Source organism: Cedecea sp., from assembly GCF_036500665.1.
GTDB lineage: Bacteria > Pseudomonadota > Gammaproteobacteria > Enterobacterales > Enterobacteriaceae > Cedecea.
The window spans coordinates 21,664-44,133 of the sequence record NZ_DASYBS010000102.1; the positions used below are offsets into that span (position 1 = coordinate 21,664).

Annotated in this window: 24 protein-coding genes; 14 read left to right on the top strand and 10 right to left on the bottom strand. The window is 53.0% G+C overall.

Annotation, left to right across the window (positions count from 1 at the left end):
- Positions 1-122: 122 nt before the first annotated feature.
- The 5 genes from VGM55_RS17010 (at position 123) to VGM55_RS17030 (ending at position 7,158) form a co-directional block, all read left to right on the top strand.
- Complete coding sequence (locus VGM55_RS17010; RefSeq protein ID WP_331636110.1) at positions 123-1,136, top strand: Zn-dependent oxidoreductase; 1,014 nt, start codon at positions 123-125, stop codon at positions 1,134-1,136.
- A gap of 63 nt (positions 1,137-1,199) precedes the next feature.
- Positions 1,200-2,588: an MFS transporter gene (locus VGM55_RS17015; RefSeq protein WP_331636111.1), complete on the top strand. Its 1,389-nt coding sequence runs from the start codon at positions 1,200-1,202 to the stop codon at positions 2,586-2,588.
- 64 nt (positions 2,589-2,652) lie between these two features.
- Positions 2,653-4,059, top strand: a complete 1,407-nt coding sequence (uxaC, locus tag VGM55_RS17020; RefSeq protein ID WP_154185687.1) for a glucuronate isomerase — start codon at positions 2,653-2,655, stop codon at positions 4,057-4,059.
- A 25-nt stretch (positions 4,060-4,084) separates the two neighbouring features.
- Positions 4,085-5,635 carry an MFS transporter gene (locus tag VGM55_RS17025; RefSeq protein WP_331636112.1) on the top strand — a complete coding sequence of 517 codons (1,551 nt, stop codon included), beginning with the start codon at positions 4,085-4,087 and terminating at the stop codon, positions 5,633-5,635.
- A 71-nt stretch (positions 5,636-5,706) separates the two neighbouring features.
- Positions 5,707-7,158: a mannitol dehydrogenase family protein gene (locus VGM55_RS17030; RefSeq protein WP_154185683.1), complete on the top strand. Its 1,452-nt coding sequence runs from the start codon at positions 5,707-5,709 to the stop codon at positions 7,156-7,158.
- Positions 7,159-7,209: 51 nt separating this feature from the next.
- Here VGM55_RS17030 and VGM55_RS17035 read toward each other — a convergent pair whose 3' ends face one another.
- Together VGM55_RS17035 and ydfG are read right to left on the bottom strand one after the other, a co-directional pair.
- On the bottom strand, positions 7,210-7,896 hold the full coding sequence (locus tag VGM55_RS17035; RefSeq protein ID WP_331636125.1) for a GntR family transcriptional regulator: 687 nt from the start codon (positions 7,894-7,896) through the stop codon (positions 7,210-7,212).
- Between the two features lie 90 nt (positions 7,897-7,986).
- The gene (gene ydfG, locus VGM55_RS17040) at positions 7,987-8,736 is read right to left on the bottom strand and encodes a bifunctional NADP-dependent 3-hydroxy acid dehydrogenase/3-hydroxypropionate dehydrogenase YdfG (RefSeq protein ID WP_154185681.1); all 750 of its coding nucleotides are present in this window, start codon (positions 8,734-8,736) and stop codon (positions 7,987-7,989) included.
- Between the two features lie 134 nt (positions 8,737-8,870).
- Here ydfG and dcp point away from each other — a divergent pair, with 134 nt between their 5' ends.
- The gene (gene dcp, locus VGM55_RS17045) at positions 8,871-10,919 is read left to right on the top strand and encodes a peptidyl-dipeptidase Dcp (protein ID WP_331636113.1); all 2,049 of its coding nucleotides are present in this window, start codon (positions 8,871-8,873) and stop codon (positions 10,917-10,919) included.
- A gap of 239 nt (positions 10,920-11,158) precedes the next feature.
- On the opposite strand, the gene VGM55_RS17050 is transcribed toward dcp, so the two are convergent.
- Positions 11,159-11,827: an epoxyqueuosine reductase QueH gene (locus tag VGM55_RS17050; protein ID WP_061276470.1), complete on the bottom strand. Its 669-nt coding sequence runs from the start codon at positions 11,825-11,827 to the stop codon at positions 11,159-11,161.
- A 158-nt stretch (positions 11,828-11,985) separates the two neighbouring features.
- Complete coding sequence (locus VGM55_RS17055; RefSeq protein WP_154185675.1) at positions 11,986-12,375, bottom strand: acyl-CoA thioesterase; 390 nt, start codon at positions 12,373-12,375, stop codon at positions 11,986-11,988.
- A 124-nt stretch (positions 12,376-12,499) separates the two neighbouring features.
- Between VGM55_RS17055 and VGM55_RS17060 the strand changes: the two genes are divergently transcribed.
- The gene (locus VGM55_RS17060; protein ID WP_016536582.1) at positions 12,500-12,688 is read left to right on the top strand and encodes a YdiH family protein; all 189 of its coding nucleotides are present in this window, start codon (positions 12,500-12,502) and stop codon (positions 12,686-12,688) included.
- Between the two features lie 43 nt (positions 12,689-12,731).
- Here VGM55_RS17060 and VGM55_RS17065 read toward each other — a convergent pair whose 3' ends face one another.
- Positions 12,732-13,355, bottom strand: coding sequence for a LysE family translocator (locus VGM55_RS17065; protein WP_061276466.1), 624 nt, complete (start codon positions 13,353-13,355; stop codon positions 12,732-12,734).
- Positions 13,356-13,435: 80 nt separating this feature from the next.
- Positions 13,436-14,299 (bottom strand): LysR family transcriptional regulator, encoded by an 864-nt coding sequence (locus tag VGM55_RS17070; RefSeq protein ID WP_154185673.1) that lies wholly within the window; start codon positions 14,297-14,299, stop codon positions 13,436-13,438.
- An 88-nt stretch (positions 14,300-14,387) separates the two neighbouring features.
- On the opposite strand from VGM55_RS17070, the gene VGM55_RS17075 reads away from it, so the two are divergent.
- The 3 genes from VGM55_RS17075 (at position 14,388) to VGM55_RS17085 (ending at position 17,442) form a co-directional block, all read left to right on the top strand.
- Positions 14,388-14,828, top strand: a complete 441-nt coding sequence (locus tag VGM55_RS17075) for a multidrug/biocide efflux PACE transporter (protein ID WP_154185671.1) — start codon at positions 14,388-14,390, stop codon at positions 14,826-14,828.
- 264 nt (positions 14,829-15,092) lie between these two features.
- On the top strand, positions 15,093-16,511 hold the full coding sequence (locus VGM55_RS17080) for an aldehyde dehydrogenase family protein (RefSeq protein WP_331636126.1): 1,419 nt from the start codon (positions 15,093-15,095) through the stop codon (positions 16,509-16,511).
- A gap of 1 nt (position 16,512) precedes the next feature.
- Positions 16,513-17,442 carry an AraC family transcriptional regulator gene (locus tag VGM55_RS17085; protein ID WP_154185667.1) on the top strand — a complete coding sequence of 310 codons (930 nt, stop codon included), beginning with the start codon at positions 16,513-16,515 and terminating at the stop codon, positions 17,440-17,442.
- Here the strand turns inward: VGM55_RS17085 and tam are convergent.
- A complete protein-coding gene (gene tam, locus VGM55_RS17090) occupies positions 17,439-18,197 on the bottom strand; it encodes a trans-aconitate 2-methyltransferase (protein WP_154185665.1) in 759 nt (252 codons plus the stop codon). The two genes, VGM55_RS17085 and tam, sit on opposite strands and share 4 nt — an antisense overlap.
- Before the next feature lie 66 nt (positions 18,198-18,263).
- On the opposite strand from tam, the gene VGM55_RS17095 reads away from it, so the two are divergent.
- The 4 genes from VGM55_RS17095 to VGM55_RS17110 all read left to right on the top strand — a co-directional run bounded on the left by VGM55_RS17095 (position 18,264) and on the right by VGM55_RS17110 (position 20,643).
- Positions 18,264-18,554 (top strand): hypothetical protein, encoded by a 291-nt coding sequence (locus VGM55_RS17095; protein ID WP_154185663.1) that lies wholly within the window; start codon positions 18,264-18,266, stop codon positions 18,552-18,554.
- Positions 18,555-18,622: 68 nt separating this feature from the next.
- Positions 18,623-19,180, top strand: coding sequence for a histidine phosphatase family protein (locus VGM55_RS17100; RefSeq protein ID WP_154185661.1), 558 nt, complete (start codon positions 18,623-18,625; stop codon positions 19,178-19,180).
- A gap of 154 nt (positions 19,181-19,334) precedes the next feature.
- The gene (locus tag VGM55_RS17105; RefSeq protein WP_154185659.1) at positions 19,335-20,237 is read left to right on the top strand and encodes an alpha/beta hydrolase; all 903 of its coding nucleotides are present in this window, start codon (positions 19,335-19,337) and stop codon (positions 20,235-20,237) included.
- A 148-nt stretch (positions 20,238-20,385) separates the two neighbouring features.
- Positions 20,386-20,643, top strand: a complete 258-nt coding sequence (locus VGM55_RS17110) for a MafI family immunity protein (RefSeq protein WP_038472561.1) — start codon at positions 20,386-20,388, stop codon at positions 20,641-20,643.
- 45 nt (positions 20,644-20,688) lie between these two features.
- On the opposite strand, the gene VGM55_RS17115 is transcribed toward VGM55_RS17110, so the two are convergent.
- The 3 genes from VGM55_RS17115 to ftrA form a co-directional block, all read right to left on the bottom strand.
- A complete protein-coding gene (locus tag VGM55_RS17115; RefSeq protein WP_154185657.1) occupies positions 20,689-21,048 on the bottom strand; it encodes an RcnB family protein in 360 nt (119 codons plus the stop codon).
- A 194-nt stretch (positions 21,049-21,242) separates the two neighbouring features.
- Positions 21,243-21,338 carry a protein MgtS gene (mgtS, locus tag VGM55_RS17120; protein ID WP_008459108.1) on the bottom strand — a complete coding sequence of 32 codons (96 nt, stop codon included), beginning with the start codon at positions 21,336-21,338 and terminating at the stop codon, positions 21,243-21,245.
- A gap of 121 nt (positions 21,339-21,459) precedes the next feature.
- Complete coding sequence (ftrA, locus tag VGM55_RS17125; RefSeq protein WP_331636114.1) at positions 21,460-22,464, bottom strand: transcriptional regulator FtrA; 1,005 nt, start codon at positions 22,462-22,464, stop codon at positions 21,460-21,462.
- Positions 22,465-22,470 lie beyond the last annotated feature (6 nt).

Consider the following 22,470-nt stretch of genomic DNA (forward strand, 5'->3'; position numbering starts at 1 on the left):
ATTATTCCGTTTCGTCATGCGTAGTGCCTTTCTGTATGGAGATTTCAGTCATAGCGAACACATTGAGCTGCGGGTGAAAGCACACCCGCTGTTTTTCAGGGAAAATCACCGGAGTAAATATAATGAAATCTATTACTGTCAGAGCGCCTAATGACCTGGTTATTGAGGAGCGTGAAATACCGCAGCCACAGGCAGGGGAAGTTCGTATTCGTGTTATCAGCGCGGGTATTTGCGGATCCGACCTGCATATTTGGCGAGGACATAATCCTTTTGCTAAATACCCCCGCGTTATTGGGCATGAGTTTTTAGGGTGTATTGATGCCGTAGGCACAGGCGTTGCTGTTGAGCGCATTGGTGAGCGTATTGTTGGCGATCCTGTGGTCAGCTGCGGGCATTGCTATCCGTGTTCAGTCGGGCGGCCGAATGTATGCTCTGAACTCCAGGTTATCGGGGTGCATCGGGACGGCGGCTTTAGTGAATATGTAACGCTGCCGGCTAAGAATGCTCACGTTGTACCGGATGTTATTCACGATAGTGAAGCCACGATGATAGAGCCATTTACCATTGCGGCGAATATCTGCAATCAGCTGAAACCGGGCCCGCTGGACACTGCGTTGATCTACGGTGCTGGACCGATGGGGCTAACGTCCATTCAGGCTTTGCGCGGCGTTTATGGCGTAAAAGAAGTGATTGTTGTCAATCGTATTGATGAGCGCCTGCAAATGGCTAAAGCAAACGGTGCAGACCGAATAATCAATAATTCCAGCCTCGATCTGGCTGATGAACTGGCCCGGCTTGGGATTCGCCCCACGGTGATTATTGATGCTGCCTGCCACCCCTCGATTTTACCGGAGGCAATCCGCCTGGCCTCGCCAGCCGCTCGAATTGGCATCCTGGGCTTCTCAGATGCGCCCTGCGTTATCAGCCAGCAGGGGATCACCAGTAAGGAGATCTCAATTTATAGCTCACGTCTGAACAGTAATCGTTTCCCCCAGGTGATTAGCTGGATGGTCGAAAGGAAAATTCACCCTGAAAAATTGATTACCCACCAATTTGATTATTTCCAGATTATTGACGCTATGAATACTTTCGAAAATGATGGGCAGCACTGCTGTAAGGTCTTATTGAAATTCTAAATCATAGCTTCTGCACTCATATATTTTCTGTACCTACAACAATAAATTGCAGAGATCATAATTATGACGACAAACATAATACATAATCAGCAATCGGAAAGAAGCACTTCAGATCTTGTCAAGGCCGCCGTTTCCGGTTGGCTTGGTACTGCACTTGAGTTTATGGATTTCCAGCTTTATTCTCTGGGCGCTGCATTAGTGTTCCATGAGATATTTTTCCCCGAGCAGTCTGCCGCAATGGCGTTAATATTGGCAATGGGAACCTATGGTGCGGGTTATATTGCACGAATTGTCGGGGCGTTTATATTCGGTCGAATGGGTGACACCATTGGCCGTAAGAAAGTGTTATTTATTACAATTACTATGATGGGTATCTGTACGACCCTGATTGGCGTATTGCCAACGTATGCGCAAATAGGTATTTTTGCTCCATTATTACTCGTTGTTTTGCGTATTATCCAGGGGCTCGGTGCTGGCGCTGAAATCTCCGGGGCCGGAACAATGCTGGCTGAATATGCTCCTAAGGGACGGCGTGGGATTATTTCGTCACTGGTCGCAATGGGGACTAACTGCGGTACGTTATCGGCAACGGCAATTTGGGCGATGATGTTCTTCGTCCTTGAGAAAGATCAGCTTGTTGCGTGGGGATGGCGAATTCCATTCCTGGCAAGCTCAGTGGTCATGATCTTTGCCATCTGGCTTCGTATTAATCTCAAAGAAAGTCCCGTCTTTGAAAAGGTTAATGAAGGCGAAACGGCAAAGGTAGGAAATGAGAACGATAATACCCACTCCATGGGGGCAATGTTTACCAGTAAGTCATTCTGGCTGGCAACCGGTTTACGTTTTGGCCAGGCTGGAAACTCCGGGCTGATTCAAACCTTCCTTGCGGGCTACCTGGTGCAGACGCTGCTGTTTGATAAGAGTATTCCGACGGATGCCCTGATGATCAGCTCCATTATCGGTTTCATCACCATTCCTCTTCTTGGATGGTTATCGGATAAGATTGGCCGCCGCGTGCCTTATATTATCGTCAATATTTCTGCGATCCTTCTTGCCTATCCAATGCTATCGATAATTATCGATAGGAGCCAGAGCGTCAGCGCTATTATGGCCAGTATTATTGTTATTCATAATGTCGCGGTGTTGGGACTGTTTGCACTGGAGAATATCACTATGGCGGAGATATTTGGTGCCCGAAACCGTTTCACACGCATGGCTATTTCAAAAGAGGCCGGTGGTTTGGTTGCCGTGGGCTTTGGGCCGGTGCTGGCGGGTATATTCGTCAATGCAACGGGTTCCTGGTGGCCACTTGTCGTCATGCTAATCACTTATTCGATTATTGGACTGGTTGCCGCCGTGTTAATGCCCGAAGTTAAAGATCGCGATCTCAGTATTCAAGAAGATGCCGCTGAATGTCAGTGCCGTCCGGTGGACGTAGCCCGCAACAACTAATACTGCAACCAGGTTGCCGTAATAGTGGCCTGGTTCTCTGCGGGATAATAATAGAGGGAACGAGATGAAATTTATTAATGACGCTTTCATGATCGATAACGAACATGGACGTGTACTTTATCAGAATGTCGCAAGGCATTTACCGATAATTGATTACCATTGTCACCTTGACGCAAAAGAAATTTATGAAAATAAGGCGTTCGAAAATATTACTCAGCTGTGGTTGGCTGGTGACCATTATAAATGGCGGGCGATGCGAGCGAATGGCATTGGAGAAGAGTATATTACTGGTAACGCCAGCGCGGAAGAGAAGTTTCGCGTGTGGGCAGAAACGGTGGAATCCAGTTTTGGTAACCCGCTTTACCACTGGACCCATCTTGAACTGCAATACTATTTTGGCATTGAAGAGAATCTCAGTAGCCGAAACTGGCGTGAAATCATGCGGACCTGCAATGAAGTATTGCAGCAGGATGATTTTAAACCACGTGCTTTAATCACGCGTTCCAACGTAGAAACGCTCTGCACGACCGACTCTCCGCTGGACTCACTGGCGTACCATCGCTTATTACAGCAGGACGCTGGCTTTACCACAAAGGTATTGCCTACCTTCCGCCCGGATGACATTTTTGAGGCACGCCCGCAATACTTTACTGCCTTTATTGCAAAGCTCTCCGAGCTCTGTAAAACCCGGATAACCTCGTTTGATTTGTTGTCTCAGGCAATGGCCGGGCGCATCGACTGGTTCCATGAACATGGTTGCCGTATTTCCGATCACGGCCCGCTCGAAATACAGTATCAATATGCCTCGCAGGCAACCATCGACTCACTGTTCACCAAAAAAATAGCGGGAGAGACGCTGACACACGAGGAAAACGCGCAGTTTACCGGCGCCGTTTTCTTGATGTTGGCGGGGCACTATAAGGCCCGCGGCTGGGCGATGCAGCTGCATTTTGGCGCGATTCGTAATAACAACAGCACTCTGGTGAAGCGTGTTGGTATCAACACCGGTTTTGACTCCATTGGTGACCAAAGTCAGCTGGCGCAGGGGCTCAACGGCTTGTTGGATGCGATGACCCAGGCGGGGGCGCTGCCTAAAACCATCGTCTATAACCTCAATGCCAGCTACAACGACGTGGTTGCCTCAGCGATTGCTAATTTTCAGTCGGGAGAGGAGGGCGTTAAATCACCGATTCAGTTTGGTTCAGGCTGGTGGTTTAACGACACCCGAAGAGGCATGGAAAACCAGCTTAACTGCCTGGCCGACCAGGGGCTGCTTACCAATTTCATCGGCATGTTGACGGACTCCCGCAGCTTTATCTCATACACTCGCCACGATTATTTCCGACGTATTCTTTGCAACCTCATCGGCGGCTGGGTCACGCGCGGTGAAGTCCCGGAAGACAAAGCGATCCTGACCAGGATGGTGAGAAATATCTGTCATGACAACGCCGAAAAGTATTTCGAGTTTTAATTTTCGCCGGATATAAGGAAATAGAATGTCTCGTGCAAACAGGAAAATAACGATTCCGGTGAGTATCGGATACGGTATCACGGATATTATGGGCGGTGGTGCATTTACGGTCATTGGCGCATGGCTGCTGTTTTTCTATACCACCTTTGTTGGGTTATCTCCCGTAGAAGCTGCATCCATCGTGGCGATTGCCAGAATTGTGGATGCCATAGTCAGTCTGTTTATGGGCAGCTTCACCGACCATTTCTATAAGCACTACCTGGGCAAGAAGTTTGGCCGTCGCCGTTTCTTCTTACTTATTGGCGCACCGCTGATGTTGGTTTACGCGCTACTGTGGCTAAACGGCATGAGCTTTATGTTTTATCTGACGGTGTACCTCGCCTTCGAAATTATCGCGGCTATGGTACTGATCCCATGGGAAACGCTGCCGTCAGAGATGACCAGAGACTTTAATTCACGTACCAAGCTTTCCACCTGCCGTATGTTCTTCTCTGCCACAGGCACCTTCCTGGCGACGTTTATTCCGGGGCTGTTAATCAGCTATTTCGGGGAAAATGACGCTAATGCCTATCTTATCAACGGTATGGTGTTTGCCGTGCTATTTATGGTTTGCGTATTTATCTCGTGGAAGGTGACCTGGGAAAGGGATCTGACGCCGGAAATGCTGGCGGAACTGGAGAACAGTGGCAACGAAATTTCAGCCGTGGGCAATGTGACTACGCTGGTTAATTTGTTTAAGGATTATTTCTCAACGCTGAAAGTTCGGGCGTTCAGAAAGCACCTTGCCATTTATCTCTGCTCGTTTACCGGCAAGGATTTTTATAACACGGTGTTCGTCTTCTTCTGTGTTTACTGCCTGAATGTTTCTTCTGCACTTGCAGGCACCTTGCTTTCTATGAGTATCGTAGGATTGCCGGTTACGCTGATTGCGGGTGTCGCTATCATCAAGTACGGTCCATCCCGCCTCTATATCTTCGCCTACAGCGTAATGATGCTTTGCCTGCTTGGCTTACTGATGGTGTATCTGTTCCCGACGGATAACAAAGCGATGTTGCTGATTGCACTCGCTGTCGTTTACCAGGTTGGCCGCTGCGTACTCGAATTCACGCCGTGGAACGTATTCCCGTTTATTCCTGATATCGACGAGATGATCACCCGTCAGCGCCGTGAAGGGCTCTTTGCCGCAGTAATGACCTTTTCCCGCAAAACGACCGTTGCCATCGCCACTTTCATTGTTGGTGTTTTGTTGCAGGTGGGGGGATTTGTAAAAGGCAGTCAGGTTCAACCGGAGAGCGCAATCAACATGATTGCAGGGCTGCTGTTTGTGGGTACTGCTGGACTGTTGCTGCTCGCGCTTTGGCAAGCTCTGACCTTCCGCCTGAATAAGCGGACGCACAAAATTTTTGTTGATGAGGTTGAACGGCTGAAAACGGGCGGTGAAAAGCGCGATGTGCAGCCCGAGACGAAAGCTGTCGTGGAAGATTTAACGGGCTATCACTACGACAAGTTATGGTTCAGCGACTCAGCGAACATAGCTCCGACCGAGAAACCTGCCACATCGCAGCCCGGTGCATAAACCGAGTAACGAACGACATTGCCGCGGCGAGTCCGCGGCATAATCTGACCGATACCAACAGTGAGTCTATTATGGAAAACAAACTACTTAGGTCCCGAGCCATCACCCCTGATTACGATCGTAACAAGCTGGTTCCTCGTATCGTGCATTTGGGTTTTGGCGCTTTTCACCGTGCGCACCAGGCTGTTTACGCCGATATTCTGGCGAATGAGCACGGCAGCGACTGGGGTTATTGTGAAATCAATTTGATCGGTGGCGAACAGCAAATTGCCGATTTAAAACAGCAGGGAAATTTGTACAGCGTAGCGGAAATGTCCGCAGATGCCTGGCAATGCCGCATAGTGGGCGTAGTTACCGAAGCGCTTCACGCCCAGGTTGACGGACTTGAGGCGGTATTTTCCGCTCTGATGCGGCCTGAGGTCGCGATTGTCTCTCTAACAATTACTGAAAAGGGCTATTGCCATTCCCCGGCGACCGGCAAATTACTGACCGATCATCCTTTATATCTTCGTGATCTGGAAAAGCCACATCAGCCGCAGTCAGCTCCCGGTGTGATAATCGAAGCGTTGGCTCGACGTAAAGCGGCTGGGCTCAAACCGTTCAGCGTGATGTCCTGCGATAATATGCCGGAAAACGGTCACGTCACCCGTAACGTTATCCTGACATGGGCCAGGGCACTTGATGAAGCGTTGGCCGACTGGATTGCGGCTAATGTGACTTTCCCGTCCACCATGGTTGACCGTATTGTTCCGGCTGTTACCCCGGAAACACTGGCTCAGGTTGTGGAGCAAACCGGCGTTGCAGACCCGGCCGCCGTGGCCTGCGAGCCTTTCCGACAGTGGGTAATTGAAGATAACTTTGTGGCTGGACGCCCGGCATGGGAAAAAGCCGGGGCTGAGTTGGTTAAGGACGTGCTGCCATATGAAGAAATGAAGCTGCGTATGCTCAACGGCAGCCACTCGTTTCTGGCCTATCTGGGTTATCTTGCCGGTTACCCGCATATTTCTGACTGCATGCAGGATGAAAACTACCGCCGCACGGCGCAGGCGCTGATGCTAAATGAACAAGCTCCAACGCTGAAAGTGCAGGGCGTTAATCTTGAAAAGTATGCCGACTCGCTTATTGAGCGTTACACCAACCCGGCGCTGCGTCATCGTACCTGGCAAATTGCAATGGATGGTAGCCAGAAGCTTCCTCAGCGCTGGCTGGACGCAATTCGCTGGCATATCCTGAACGGCAGCCGGTATGACTTGCTGGCGATGGGTGTCGCCGGCTGGATCCGCTACGTAGGCGGCGTGGACGAGCAGGGGGAGCCTATCGAAATCAGTGACCCGTTACTGCCGGCGATAAAATCTGCAGTAGAGCAAAGCGCAGAAGGGGAAGCGCGTGTGAAGGCCCTGCTTGGGCTGAATACGATTTTCGGGAGCGATTTACCCGCTAACGCCGGTTTTGTTAGTCGGGTAACCGAACTGTATCTGGAAGTGTGTGAAAATGGCGCGAAGACGACCGTCTCGCGTTATTAATCACGTAGCGGGGCGCTAAACGTCCCGCTGTCACCGTAGTGCGACGCTTTACTACTCTTCGCTGAACCAGTCCTGGTTCTCCTGGCGAATCAGCAATATCGACTGGCTTATCTCGTGCAGATGAAGGTGCATAGCGTTATCCACCGCTGTCTCATCATGCGCATTCAGTGCGTTAAAGATCGCATAATGCTGGTCGAGCAGCATGGCCGGCGGGGAAACATGGTCGAGACTCATATAGCGCACGCGATCCATGGTTGCTTTGATGTTTTCAACCGTCTCCCATGCGAGGCTGCAGTCGGCAATAAGCGCAAGCTGCTGATGAAATTTGTCATCGAGAGAGAAAAAGTCATCAATGTGGTTGTCGTTAATCGCCACTCGCTGCTGGTTGAGCAGGTGCTCCAGCGTGTACAGATCGGAGTCGGTCACTTTTGTGGCGGCACGTTTAACGACGGCACGTTCAATAGCTTCGCGAATAAAACAGCCGTTTTTTACATGGCTGATGGAGATTTTACTCACCCACGTACCACGCTGAGGGCGAACCTGCACCAGCCCGGTTTCCGCTAGCTTAATAAACGCTTCCCGTACCGGTTGACGTGATACATCAAAACGGACGGACACCTCTTTCTCTGAAAGGGGGGTGCCTGGGGCAATCTGGCAGCGTACAATTTCGCGCCGCAGAATATGATAAATTTGCTGGTTTACCGGTTGAGTGGGATTGATCTCTCGGGAAAGTGGCATGGTTTTTTTATCTTCAGAGGTTGAGTGCGAATTAGACATCGAATCTTATTAAAACGTAAACCCGGGCATTTTACCCGGGGTTGGTTGGCACTACCCTTCTCGGTGGACGCTAAGCCCGGCGAAAGTCTGGCTAACCGGCATCATTTCCAGGGTATTTATATTGACGTGTTTCGGTAGGGTTGCCACCCACCAGACGGCCTCGGTGACATCTTCAGGCGTCAGCGCATTGGCATTTTCGTAGGTTTTCCCGGCTTTGTCGTCGTCGCCTTTAAAGCGCACGTTGGAAAACTCGGTGCCGCCGACCATGCCCGGTTCGATATCGGTCACGCGAACGGCGGTTTTGTGCAGGTCGGTACGCAGGTTGAGGCTAAACTGACGCACAAACGCTTTCGTCGCGCCGTAGACGTTACCGCCGGCGTAAGGCCAACTACCCGCCGTAGAGCCGATATTGATAATATGGCCGCGATTACGCTCGACCATGCCCGGCAACACGGCGCGGGTCATGTAGACCAGGCCCTTGTTGTTGGTATCGATCATGTTTTCCCAGTCGTCGACGTTGGCTTTATGCGCAGGCTCCATGCCCAACGCCAGCCCGGCGTTATTGACCAGGATATCAATCTGCTGCCATTGGGCAGGCAGGCTAGCCAGCGCTTCTTCTATAGCGGCGCGGTTGCGTACATCCAGCTGCAGCGTAAGCAGGTTGTCGCCCAGCTCTTCTTTAAGCTCAAGCAGGCGTTCCTGACGGCGGCCGGTGGCAATAACCTTGTGGCCATTTTTAACGAAACGGCGGGTAATGCTTTCGCCAAAGCCCGCGGTAGCACCCGTAACCAGTACAATCATCTCTCTGTTCCTCAACGCTTTTGTCCTGCACTACCTTAGCACGCTAGCGGGCCACGGTAATCTTAGTTTTCTTTTAAGAAACGTGTCGAAATACGCTATAACTAACCCACATTTCAGGTTACCGGGAGTAGAGGATGTTGCACAGCAACCCGTTTTTCCAGCTGAGTTTACTGCCTTATCAGGCGCCGTATTTCGATGAGATCACCCACGAGCATTACCGCCCGGCCTTCGACGAAGGTAAGCGAGTCAAGCGTGAAGAAGTTGCCGCCATCGCCGGTAACCCGGCAGCCCCGACGTTTGACAATACTTACCTGGCTCTGGAGAAAACCGGCGCGATGCTCGGGCGTGTCACCACCGTTTTCTACGCGATGACTTCGGCGCACACCAATGATTTCCTCCAGCAGCTGGACGAAGAATTCTCCACCGAACTGGCCGAGCTGGCGGATGAAATTCGCCTGAACGACGTCTTATTCTCTCGTCTTAATAGCGTTTATGAGCAGCGCCACGATCTTAATCTTGATGCAGAATCCCTGCGGCTGGTGGAAGTTACCTGGCAATATTTCAAGCTGGCGGGCGCTACGCTCGGCGAGCAGGACAAAACCCGCCTGAAAGCGCTGAATAAAGAGAGCGCCCAGCTCACCAGCCAGTTTAATAACCGCCTGCATGCGGCAGATAAGGCCGGCGGACTGGTCGTTGAAAGCGTTGAGGCGCTTAAGGGTTTAACCCGTGCGGAAATTGCGGCGGCGGCTCAGGCTGCGGCCGACAAAGGGCTCGAAGGAAAATGGTTACTTCCGCTGCTTAATTTCACCCAGCAGCCTGCACTACAAAGCCTGAGTCACCGGGCAACGCGTGAAGCGCTTTTTGAGGCTGGCTGGACGCGTTCCCAGCGCAATGACGCTAACGATACGCGCGCTATCGTCGCTCGTCTGGCCAGGCTGCGAGCCGAACAGGCAAAGCTATTGGGCTTTAAAAACTACGCGGCATGGAAAATGGCCGACCAGATGGCGAAAACCCCTGACGCGGCGCTGCGCTTTATGCGAAATATCGTGCCTGCCGCAACCGGGCGCGCCCGCCGTGAGCTGAAAGACATTCAGGACGTCATTGATGCTCAGGATGGGGGCTTCCAGGCAGCAGCCTGGGACTGGCAGTTCTATGCCGAACAGGTGCGTAGCGCGAAGTACGATCTCGACGAAGGGCAAATCAAACCCTACTTTGAACTTAACGGCGTGCTGACCAACGGCGTCTTCTGGGCCGCCAGTAAGCTCTTCGGGCTGCGTTTTGTGGAGCGTTTTGATATCCCGACTTATCACCCGGATGTGCGTACCTGGGAAATATTCGACAAAGACGGCCGTGGTATGGCGCTGTTTTACGGCGATTTCTTTGCCCGCGACAGCAAAGGCGGCGGGGCGTGGATGGGGAATTTTGTTGAACAGTCCACGCTGTTTGACGCGATGCCGGTTATCTACAACGTCTGCAACTATACAAAACCCGCTTCCGGCGAGGCCGCGCTGATTTCCTGGGATGACGTAGTGACGCTGTTCCACGAGTTCGGCCATACGCTGCACGGCCTGTTTGCTACGCAGCGCTATGCGAGTCTTTCAGGGACCAACACGCCGCGAGATTTTGTGGAATTCCCCTCCCAAATCAACGAGCACTGGGCGAGCCATCCCGAGGTATTTGCCAACTACGCCCGTCATTATCAGACCGGTGAACCGATGCCCGAGTCGCTGCGCGGCAAGCTGTTCCGCTCCGCACAGTTCAACAAAGGCTACGACATGACCGAACTGCTGGCGGCGGCGCTGCTGGATATGAACTGGCACAGCCTGCCGCCAGACGCGGAAATTGACGACGTGACGCGTTTTGAAGCCGAAGCGCTGGAAAAAGAACATATTAATCTGGCAGAAGTCCCGCCACGCTACCGCAGCAGCTATTTTGCCCACATTTTTGGCGGCGGCTACGCGGCGGGTTATTACGCCTATATCTGGACGCAAATGCTGGCGGACGACGGCTATCAGTGGTTTGTGGAGCAGGGCGGACTCACGGCTGAAAACGGCCAGCGCTTCCGGCAGGCGATTCTTTCACGCGGCAACAGCAGCGATCTCGAAGCGTTATACCGTGACTGGCGAGGACACGATCCGCGCAGCGAGCCGATGCTGAAAAACCGGGGCCTGGCGGGGGAATAACCTTGAAGAAAGCGCACTCACTAATGTAGCCGCAGTGAAATCGCACTTAACGCAAACTGCAAAGCCCTGATTTGCGTTAAGTGCCTTAAAAATCAAACAGAATATATCCGTGCAATGTGCAGGGTTGATGGCTATAAACTTCTAACCTGCTCGGGAAAACGCAGGGTGCTTCTGGGTTACTTTGAATAATTACGGGGCCTGATCGATGTCGGCAGGCTCCCGGATTTTCACCCTTCGCGTTACGCTTCCGTTGATTCGTCGTCTTTACCGTAGAACAACTTGCCAATTTTGATCAGCGGGCGGTCATTGGCTTTTCGGTGCAGGTTGGTGTCGCGCAGGGAATAGACGCAGCCGCAGTACTCCTGCTGGTAAAACTGTTCGCGCTTGCTGATTTCAATCATCCGTGCGGAGCCACCCTGTTTACGCCAGTTGTAGTCCCAGTAGCTCATGCCTTCATAAGGCGCTGCGGCGCGATGGCCGCAGTCGTTAATCTGCTGCATGTTCTTCCAGCGCGAAATGCCCAGCGAGCTGCTGATGACGTTAAACCCGTTTTCGTGGGCGTACAGCGCGGTGCGCTCAAAGCGCATATCGAAGCACATCGTGCATCTGACGCCGCGCTCTGGCTCCCATTCCATTCCCTTCGCTCGTTCAAACCAGTTATCGGTATCGTAATCCGCGTCGATAAACGGCACGCCGTGCTGTTCCGCGAAGCGAATGTTTTCGTCCTTGCGCAGCAGGTACTCTTTCTGCGGATGAATATTCGGGTTGTAGAAGAACACGGTGTATTCGATGCCGGACGCATGTATGGCCTCCATGACCTCGCCCGAGCAGGGCGCGCAGCAGGAGTGTAGCAGTAGTTTCTTTTCGTTATTAGGCAGCTGTAAAACTGGCCGGGTAAATTCTTGCATTGCAGGCGATCCTAAGTCTTATTCACTTTTTTGCCAGAGGGTAGCAGGAACAGGGGCGTGGAATCACCATAAATCAATAAAGACACTTATGTTTGGGAGGGGGAAAGCAGGCTTTGGGAAGAGGAGCGAAGAGCGCGATGGCCCTTCGCTAATTCAAGTTAGAGTTGTTCCAGCGCGTTCAGCACGGCTTCCGGCATGGAAGGGCGGCCGTTAGCCAGGCAGGTTGCCACAAACGTTGCTTCGGCATAAACCACGCCGTCGACCTTGATCTGCTGGGCAAAGTTCACGCGGTTGCGTTTTTCGTTCCGCTCAAGTTGGCAGGTAACCTCGACGCTATCGCCTTTTTGCAGGCTTTTACGAAAGCGCAGCGAGTACTCCAGCACCATATAAAGTTTGCCCTGGCGGAACTCTTCCTCAATATCAATACCCAGCGCCTCACGCATGTAAGCGTGGCGAGTCCACTCCATGTAAAACGGATAGTACAGGCCGTCTACCACGCCCTGAAAATCGATATGGCTTGCATCAACTTCATAATGCTTAGAAAACATATAGCTGTCCTGATGTTATGTAGGTAAAAAGTTTCTGCAGCCAGAAAACGCCGGTCTGGCTGTTTTTTGCACAGTGCGTTGGTGGTACAATAGCCCTGATTTCACAACCAAACAGAGGATTACCATGGACACCGAGATAACCCCAACCACCTTAGCGTTTGAATTTCTCCGCCGCGAACAAGAGCAGTTAACCCCCGCACAATTCCTGATCCGCCTGCAGCAGTTAAAGCTGGAGTTTGCCGATCTGCTGGGTTTAACCCACCTTGAGCTGCGTGAAGAAATCTCCCATGCGCACCGGTTGGGGATTCACTGATCCCTCTCTGTCTGAGCCACCGCCTGCGGTGGCTTTCTGTTTTTTAGCGTGAGAAGAAAATCAGTTTCAGCCCCAAAATCCCCATCACGCCGCCCGCTAAGCGGTCAATCACGGTTTTAAAGCGCAGGTAGGCATTGCGCGGCTTCTCTGAAGACAACACCAGCGTGACAATCGAATACCATCCCGCATCAATCACAAAGCACAGCACCGGCAGGACGACGTAATAAAAGGTCGGGATTTCGCGCGGAAGCAATGCGGTAAAAATACTGGCAAACACGACGGCGGTTTTCGGGTTGCTCAACTGAGTGAATAGCCCGTCGCGGAAGGTCGCCATCATGCTTTTATCGCTTTTCCCCACCGCGCCAACGTGCAGCGGCTCGCGCGAGTGTTTGATTATCTTATAAGCCAGCCACAGCAGATAAAGCCCCCCGGCTATCTTGATCCCGGTATATGCCACCGGCACCGCCAGCAGGAAAGCCTGCAGGCCCAGCAGCGCCATCAGTGAAAATGCAGCCGCGCCGACGCCGGTACCCAGCGCGGTCACCAGTCCATGTGCGCGGGAACGGGCCACGGCATTTTGGGCGACATAAACAAAACTTGGGCCGGGGCTCATTGCGCCCAGCGTGACGGTGGCGGTAATGGCAAAAAGGGTGGTGATGGCGCTCATTTACGGGATCCTGTTGGTTGGAAAACAATTTTTTAACCTGAAAGCGCACGAAGTGACAACCGCAAGTGTGTGCCGATTTATTACCGCCGCTCGCGCAGCCGGTCAATCATCCAACGGCCAGCCGGCCCGGGCGGCGTTTTGTTCGACCACGCGACGTCCACTTCCAGCATCTGCGGCCAGCCTTCTACATTGAGCGGCTTGAGCACGCCGTGCCCAAACTGTTCTACCAGCCAGCTCGGCAAAATGCCCCAGCCGAATCCCTGCTCCGCCATCTCAAGCAGCAGCAGTAAAGAGGGGGACGACCAGACGGGACCGCGCGCTGCGACCTTGCCGGGACGCACAAAAGTTTTAAGCACCAGCTGCCGCACGGTATGTAGCTCATCCATTCGCACCTCGGTCTGCTTTGCAAGCCGGTGATCGCGATGGATAAAAATCGTCATCTCTGCGCCGACCTGGAGGCGGGCGACGGTGATATCCGGCGGGTAACTTGCCTGAACCCGCAGCACGCCGACGTGGGCGCGGCCAATCTGCAGACTATCGATCACGTCTTCATCTTCGGCAATGATGCACTCAAATTCGATGTCCGGGTAGCGCTCGGAAAACTGTTGCAGGATGGATTCATGGTGGGCGGTTTGCCACATGTCGGAAAGCACAAAAGTCAGGCGAGGTTCGACGTTGTCGGCCAGCCTGACGGACACTTCATCCAGCCGCTCGCTGGCGGCAAAAATCGCCTGCACATAGGGCAAAACACGCTGCCCATGTGGGGTGAGCGTTGGCTGTCTGGCGTGGCGATCAAACAGAGTGACGCCGAGATCTGCCTCCAGATTGGCAATGGCGCTGCTGATGGTTGACTGGCTCTTCTTCAGCTTACGCGCTGCAGCGGAAAAAGAACCCGTTTCAACGGCCTGCAAAAAGGCTTCCAGTGATTCCGGAGAGTAACGCATAAACTATCGCTTTTATCGATGGCTGTTAGCTATATCATATCAATAATTACGATGATAATGGCGGCCTTGTGAAAAAGGAGTCATCAAAATGAAATCGCAAAACAACAGAAGCCTTTCTGAGCGCATCGTGCATGCCGTCGGCTTCGAAGCCATCGCCATTGGTATCTGTGCGCCAACCGCCGCCTGGCTGATGAACAAACCCCTGTTCCAGATGGGGGCGCTGGCCATCATGCTGTCCACCGTCGCGATGGTCTGGAACATTATTTACAACGCCGGGTTTGATAAATTTTACCCGCCGTCACGCAAGCGTGGCATGGGGCTGCGCATTGCTCACGCGCTGGGCTTTGAAGGGGGCTTTATTCTGATTGGTCTGCCGCTCGCCGCGTGGATGCTGAACGTCACGCTGCTGCAGGCGCTGATGGTAGAGATTGGTTTCTTCCTGTTCTTCCTGCCGTACACCGTGGTTTATAACTGGTGCTACGACTGGCTACGCGCGAAACGCTTTCAGGCCATAGCCGAGAGACAGTAGAAGAAAAAATAATCCTGCTTTGCAGGATTGAGACTGCTGACAAAGTTCATTGCTCTAAAAAGTCCGACCCCAGGTCTAATAAAAACAATGAATAATGTTCTCTGGTTTGCCCCAAACAGTCGAAAACCACGTTTTTCGGCTGTTTGTCATCAATCTGAATCCTGATTTGCAGGATTGTGCAAGCATCAAACAGGATTGCGCTACAGGAAAACGGACGTGTTCAACGACACTTTAAGCGTCAAACACAACCGCTGGAGCGCAAAAATGAAAACCATCGACACCCTCTATATTAACGGTCAGCACGTCACGCCCCACGGCAGTGAGGTGCTGACCTTAATTCATCCGGTCAGCGAACAGCCCGTAGCTCAGGTTCGCCTGGCAGACGAAGAAGACACCCGCCTCGCCATCGCCGCTGCAAAAGCAGCCTTTACGCAAATGCGTCTCTCCACCCGCGAGCAAAGAATGATTTGGCTGCAGTTGCTGCACGACGCCGTGAAAGCGCGTGAAGATGAACTGGTGGAGATCATGGTGGATGAATATGGCTGCCCGGTCGCGTTCGCCCAAAGCACCGTGGCGCGCTCGTACAACAGCTTCCTGCAGGCTATCGACCTGCTGAAAGACTACTCGTTTGAAAGCCAGGCGGGGGTGGCGAAAGTGGTGATGGAGCCGTTGGGCGTTGTCGGTCTTATCACCGCCTGGAATGCCAACTATGGCTTTATTACCACTAAGCTTGCGATGGTTATCGCCTCGGGTAATACCGCAGTAATCAAACCCAGCGAACTGAGCGCCCGGCAGACCGCTATCATTACTGAATGTCTGCACGATGCCGGCCTGCCGAACGGCGTGATTAACATCGTCACCGGCTTGGGTAACGTGGTTGGGGCGGAAATCACCCGCCATCCGGACGTGGCTAAAATCTCTTTTACCGGCTCAACGGCGGTGGGCAAAACTATCGCCCGCGACGGGGCGGCAACCATGAAACGGGTTACGCTCGAGCTGGGCGGCAAGTCTGCCAACGTGCTGCTCGACGATGTGGATCTCGAGACCTCCATTCCGCTGGCGCTGCAGGTGATGAGCTGGAACAGCGGCCAGGCTTGTATCGCCGGTACGCGCCTGTTAGTGCATGAAAACAAGTTGGAAGCCGTGAAAGCGCAGATCCTTAAACACCTGGCTATTCTGGTACCTGGCAACCCAAGAGATCCAAAAACGAACATCGGAGCCGCCGTTACCGCCCGTCAATACCAGCGCGTGCAGGAGTATATTCGTAGCGGGATTGCCGAAGGGGCGGAGCTGCTTTGCGGCGGAGAAGGGCGCCCTGAGGGGCTGGAAAGCGGCTACTTTGTCAAACCGACGGTGTTTGTGAACGTTCGCAACGACATGACCATCGCCCAGCAGGAAATCTTCGGTCCGGTGCTGTCGGTGATTACCTACCGCGATGATGCCGAAGCGGTGCAGATCGCCAACGATACGGTTTATGGGCTACAGGCCTACGTCAGCGGCAAAAACGCGGAGCGGACTGCCGCCGTTGCCCGCCAGCTTATTGCCGGGCGCGTGTTTGTGAACGGCGTTTACGATGAGCCGCTCGCGCCGTTTGGCGGTTTTAAACAGTCCGGTCTTGGCCGTGAATTTGGCACCTGGGGGCTGGAAGCGTATCTTGAACCCAAAGCCATTATGGGACAGTAATATGCAACAACCTGAGCGGCCTTCGGGCCGCATTATCGAAGAACTGTGCCGCCGTGTTGCCGGTCGCTATACGGCGGGCGATAGCGGCGTGAAAGATCTGCGTAGCGCCTTGCCGTGGCTGAGCTTTATTCGTATAGACCAGCCGACGTTACTCAATCGGGGCATGCTTTCACCGTCGATGTGCATGGTATTGCAGGGCAGCAAAAAGATGCTTATCGGTGACAACGTCACGGAATACGGTCCGGGTAACTACTCGCTGGCGGCTGTGGATATGCCGGTTTCAGGGCAGGTCACCCGCGCGAGCCGGGAGCAGCCTTATTACGGCGTGCGCATCGATCTCGACGGCAAAGAAATTGCCGACCTGGTGGTGAACATGAACGTTGTGCTGCCGGACGGCAACGGCGAGAAAACAGGGGCATGGGTGGCCGCCGCTGAAGAAGAACTCCAGGCGGCGTTTCTGCGTTTAGTCACCCTCCTGGACAGCCCGCAGCATCTGCATGCCCTTGCGCCGCTGATCAAACAAGAAATCCTCTACCGCCTGGTGGTAGCGCCCGCAGGCGCGTCATTCTGGAAGCAGGCACTTGGCTGGGCGCAGGGTAAAGGCGTGGGAGAAGCCATCAGTTGGATAAAAGAAAACTACGCCGAGCCGCTGGTCATCGACGAGCTGGCAAAACGTGTCGGGATGAGCGCATCCAGCCTGCATCACCGCTTTAAAGCCCTGACTATCATGAGCCCGCTGCAGTACCAAAAACAGATCCGCCTGCTGGAGGCACGTCGCCGCTTATTAAGCCGTGAAGGGGATGTGGCAAGCGTTGCCTGGAAGGTGGGCTATGATTCCCCCTCCCAGTTTAACCGGGAGTATCGCCGGGCATTTGGCGCGTCTCCGCTGCAGGACATTGATGCCCTGCGTCAGCAGGGTACTTCGCTTTAGGCCGTTTTCCGCGCCACGATAAACAGGCGTGGGAACGGCATCAATACGTTGCCGTCATGCTGCTTACGGTAGGCGCGTTGCAGCAACTGGTGATAACGTTCAATAAACGCCTCATGCTGAACCGCATCAAGCCCGTCCAGATAAGGGCGCAGGCCGGTTGAGCTTAGCCATTCGATAATCGCGCGGGCAGACGGCATGACGTGGAAATACGTTGTGCGCCAGATATCGACCGTACAGCCATTTTCGGCCAGCAGATCGTAATATTCCTGCGCGTTAAGCAAGGCTTCGCGGCTGGAGCGCGAGATACCCAGCTCGTCTGCAACCTGGCGCATCAACGTATGCGTGGGTTCCTGCCAGTTGTCGGGCATTTGCACCGCGAGCACGCCGCCATCGGCCAGCTGCGCGGCGAGATGCGGGAAGACCTGCTTATGGTTAGCAATCCACTGCAGGGAAGCGTTAGCAAAAATCACGTCCTGCCTGACTTCGGGTTGCCATGTGGCAATATCCGCCTCTTCAAAACGGCAGTCGGGTAGCGCGGTGCTGGCTTTTTGCAGCATCGCAGGAGAATTATCAAGCCCGGTAATGGTGGCTTTCGGCGCCAGATTGCGCAGCAGGGCGGTGGAGTTGCCGGGGCCGCAGCCTAAATCGGTAAAGGTCGTTGCGCCGGGGTGGTTGATTCGGGCAACCAATTCGGCGGCCGGGCGGGTACGTTCAGCTTCAAACTGCAAATAGAGAGCGGGGTTCCAGTCCTGCATCGTTTTATCCTCGTTGCTTTGCTAACATTGCCGACAAATTATTTTATACGCTATTGAAGGTAACGCATGGCTAAACATCCGGTTGGCAAATATTTGAGACTAGAGCTCACCCATAATGACAATGATCTGCTGATTTACGTGGTGAAGGGCAGCCGCATCGAAGACATGCCGCCTGACGAAGATGAGGATTATCCGGGTGAAATGCACCTTGCGATGCCGAAGATGAACCGCGAGCTGGACTCTGAGCTGACGCGTTTACTGGAGGAAGCAGCCGGGGGCGACGTTATCGTGATTATCTGCGCCGCAGATAGCGTGTTCGAGCACGGTTTTTCGCAGGTCAGAGCGCTGCGTAAATAACACGAATTACCCGGCGCAGGCCGGGTAACTTAGCAATATATAAAAGGCCATTCCTGTTTAGGATAGATATGGAAATAACATTAGTCAGGCATGGGAAGCCAGATATTAGCGCCCACGGGCTGTGGATTAAAAGTGTTGAAATGCAGGCGTGGATCGATAATTACAACGCTGCGTGTATTTGCGGTGTTCCCGACCCAGTGGCTATTGCAGAGTGTAGCCGTAGCCGGTTTATTATCACCAGTCCTCTTCCACGTGCACGTGCATCACTGCAAGCTTTGGGGACTGAACCCAACTTAATCGCAAATGGGCTGAGAGAGGCAGAACTCCCCAATATTCGTATCCCTTTTATCAAACTTCCTCCTGACATATGGCTCATTATTTTTCGTTTATATTGGTATGTGGGGATTTCAACTGGCGTTGAATCGCGAGACGCGGCGGTAAAAAGGGCAAAAGTGATTGCCCAAAATCTTGCCGACTATACCAGGGAACACGGCCACGTTTTTAGCATGGGACATGGTTTTATGAACAGACTCGTCTCGCGGGAGCTGGAACTGCTTGGCTGGCAAAAGAGCAGGAGTGCGGGAAAAGGTTTTTGGGGCGTGACGACGTATATTTATCGGCTTTAAATCAGTCTGTATTCGGTCTGTATCAGTTCATGCATCCATAAATTATCCATAAAATGACGAGCCGAAACGACCGGTTACCTAATACAGGTTTAGAATATGACTTTAGACACACTCTTTTGGCATAGTGATTAGCCTGTGCTGTCAGGAGTTTACTATGGATCGTCGCCATTTTATTACCTGTGTTACCGCTGGGCTACTTGCCGCGAAGGCGGGCGTTTCTTTTGCTTCCGCAGGCGTTAAGCGTTCGGTTATTCCGCTGTGGAAAGGCACGCCTCCCGGCGGCGGTGGGCCATCGGGAAGTATTCAGACTTCGGCTCGAGGCGCGCAGAGCAATATTGCGATCCCCATCCTCACCGTTATTGAGCCTGAAATGCCCAATGGCCACGCCGTACTGGTGGCAGCGGGCGGTGGCTATAAGCGCATTGAGATGGGGTCAGAAGCCTGGCCTGCGGCAGAGTGGCTTGCGGAACGGGGTTACACCGCATACGTGCTGAGCTACCGTTTACCGTCCGAGGGGTGGGCTGGCGGTAATCTGGTTGCTTTACAGGACGCGCAGCGTGCGTTGAGAATTGTTCGTGAGCGAGCAAACAACGTTAGCGTGTTGGGTTTTTCTGCCGGTGGGCATCTGCTTGGCCTTGCCGCCACGCGCACCGACTATCGTTCTTACCCGCGGCAGGATCGTTTAGATGACAAACCGGCATTCGCCGACCGCGCCGCGCTAATTTACCCGATTATCACGCTGGAAAAACCTTACCAGCATACTTCCACCCATAAGATTCTTGTTGGCAAAGATGCTTCATCTGCCGAGAACGCCGAATGGTCGGTGCAGAATTACGTCACGCCGCATTCACCGCCGTTCTTCCTGGTGCAGGCGGAGGACGATCCGGTTTCAGACCCGCAAAATACGCTCATTATGGCGGCGGCCTGCGAGCGGGCGCATATTCCGGTAGAAATGCACCGTTATAGCAACGGCGGCCATGGTTTTGGTATGGGAAAACCGGCCACACCAACCGTGAAATGGCCTGAGCATTACGTTAAATGGCTGGCTAAAAGCTAGCGCTGGGTCGCCATTTAAAATAACTATTACGCTTACCCCTCAAGAAATTTCCTCGCAATCCGATATCCAAAGGGATGTATTTCGGCAGGATGCCGCTCTCCATACGCAATGATGGCACGCAAATAACAATTAACTTTACGTGGTCAACATGGATATCAACGAAAAGATCAAAACCTTTGGTGAGGCACTTAAAAACCGGCTCGATTCATCGCTTATCGACTTCGCGCTGGAATATATCGACTTTTCAGAGAATGTACTGGCTTTTGAAACGCTGTGTGGACATATCGCAAATTATCAGGTGCGCATCAGTCCTGAAGAGTACAGGCAGGTATTGGATATTGCAGGGCAGCTGGAGATCGATAATCACTATGCTGAAATCGATCCCTTGAGGAATTTATTAAACTAAACCCTGAAGTCTTTGAGGATATCCAGCCTCAGGGTTGGATTATCCTTAGTGCTGATAAAATATATCCCCGGCCAGGGCCTGAAGAATTTTTCCTTCGGCGTCGGTAATTAATACGTAATTGCCGCCCATATAGGTCCAGTGGCTACCGGCCTGTGGCGCAGGAAGATGGCGAAGCTGCCAGCTTTTGATGTTATAGGGTTCCGTGCGGTAGATGTCCGGCGCGATGTCGCCGATTTTGTACATTTTGAAATCTGAGGAGAATTCTTTTAGTTCATAGGACTGCGTAGACGTGCCGGGCGCAGTCGCTTTCAGCTGCTTATCCCCTGAATAGGCAAAGGCCAGAGAGGGCAGCGCGCCCGCGAGCCATACCGCCGTTAATACCGCTACTTTTGTCGACTTGCGCATAAATTCTCCAGAGTGAATCCAGTCTGCTTTTGTTGGTCCCGAATAGGAAGACAACAAATTGTGCCGATTTACTCATTTCGCGCTGTATTTTTTTGTTAGCAAATCCTCCACCGTAACCGGCGGCAGAAAAGAAAACGCCTCCCGGAAAGTGTATTTCGCGAGAGGCGTCGTAGGTGGGGGAAGGTCACCGTTCATTAGTCATCCCATTTGTGGCTAAACCAGGCGGCAAGAAAACCGGAAAACAAGATGAATCCGAGTACTGCCATAAATACGTTCATATTCCCTAACATAGTTAATCCTCCAGATTACTGCATTTCTATAGAAATACCTCGCGTGATAAAAAAGGGTTTACTCAGATGAGTGATGCCATCATAACGTACACAACTTAAACAATGACTAACCGCAGGTAAATTATTCGTTTTGTGAAGTAAATGAATTTCGATAAGCGCCGGGAGAAGTACGCAGGTGTTTCCGAAAGTGATGCCGCAGCGTTGCCGCTGAACCAAATCCCGTTTGTTCGGCAATAATTTCCACCGGCAATGTGCTGTTCTCCAGTAATTCCCGGCAGCGCTTAAGGCGGCTTTGCAGGAGCCAGCGGGCAGGCGTGACGCCGGTTGCGCCCTCAAAGCGGCGTAAAAAAGTCCGCGGACTCATGCCGACAATAGCGGCGAGGCTCGCTACGGAATGCGGGTGGTTCAGATGACGTTGAAGGTGATCAAACAGCGGAGCAAACCTCTCACCTTCATACTCTACCGGAACGGCCTGCTCGATAAACTGGGCCTGTCCACCGTCGCGATGCGGCTGTACGACCAATCGGCGCGCAACGCTGTTCGCGGCCGCTGCACCGAAATCACGGCGGACGAGATACAGGCAGAGGTCGATACCCGCCGCGCTTCCTGCGGATGTTAAAACATCGCCGTTATCAAGATACAGCACGTCCGGTATCACTTCGATGTCCGGGTAGCGAGCCTGTAACACTGCCGTGTAGCGCCAGTGGGTGGTTGCCTGTTTGCCGTTGAGCAAACCTGCCGCCGCCAGCACAAATACGCCGGAACAAATAGACATAATTCGCGCTCCGTGCGCGTGCGCTGCCTGCAACGCGAGAATAAGCGTTTCAGGTACGGGTTCATCCATGCCGCGCCAGCCGGGGATGACAATCAGGCTGGCTTCAGCCAGCAAATCCAGCCCGCCGTCAACGGCCAGCCGAATACCGCCCATCGCTCGCAGTTCGCCAGGCTCAATACCGGCCACGGCAAACCGGTACCAATTTTTGCCCATCTCCGGGCGCGGCAGGCCAAAAACCTCGACGGCCACGCCGAATTCAAACGTACAAAGGCCGTCGTAGGCGAGCGCCACAACGAGCGGAGAATCAGAGGTAACGGATAATTTTGTCATAATCTTTACGCTAATCGTCATTTATGC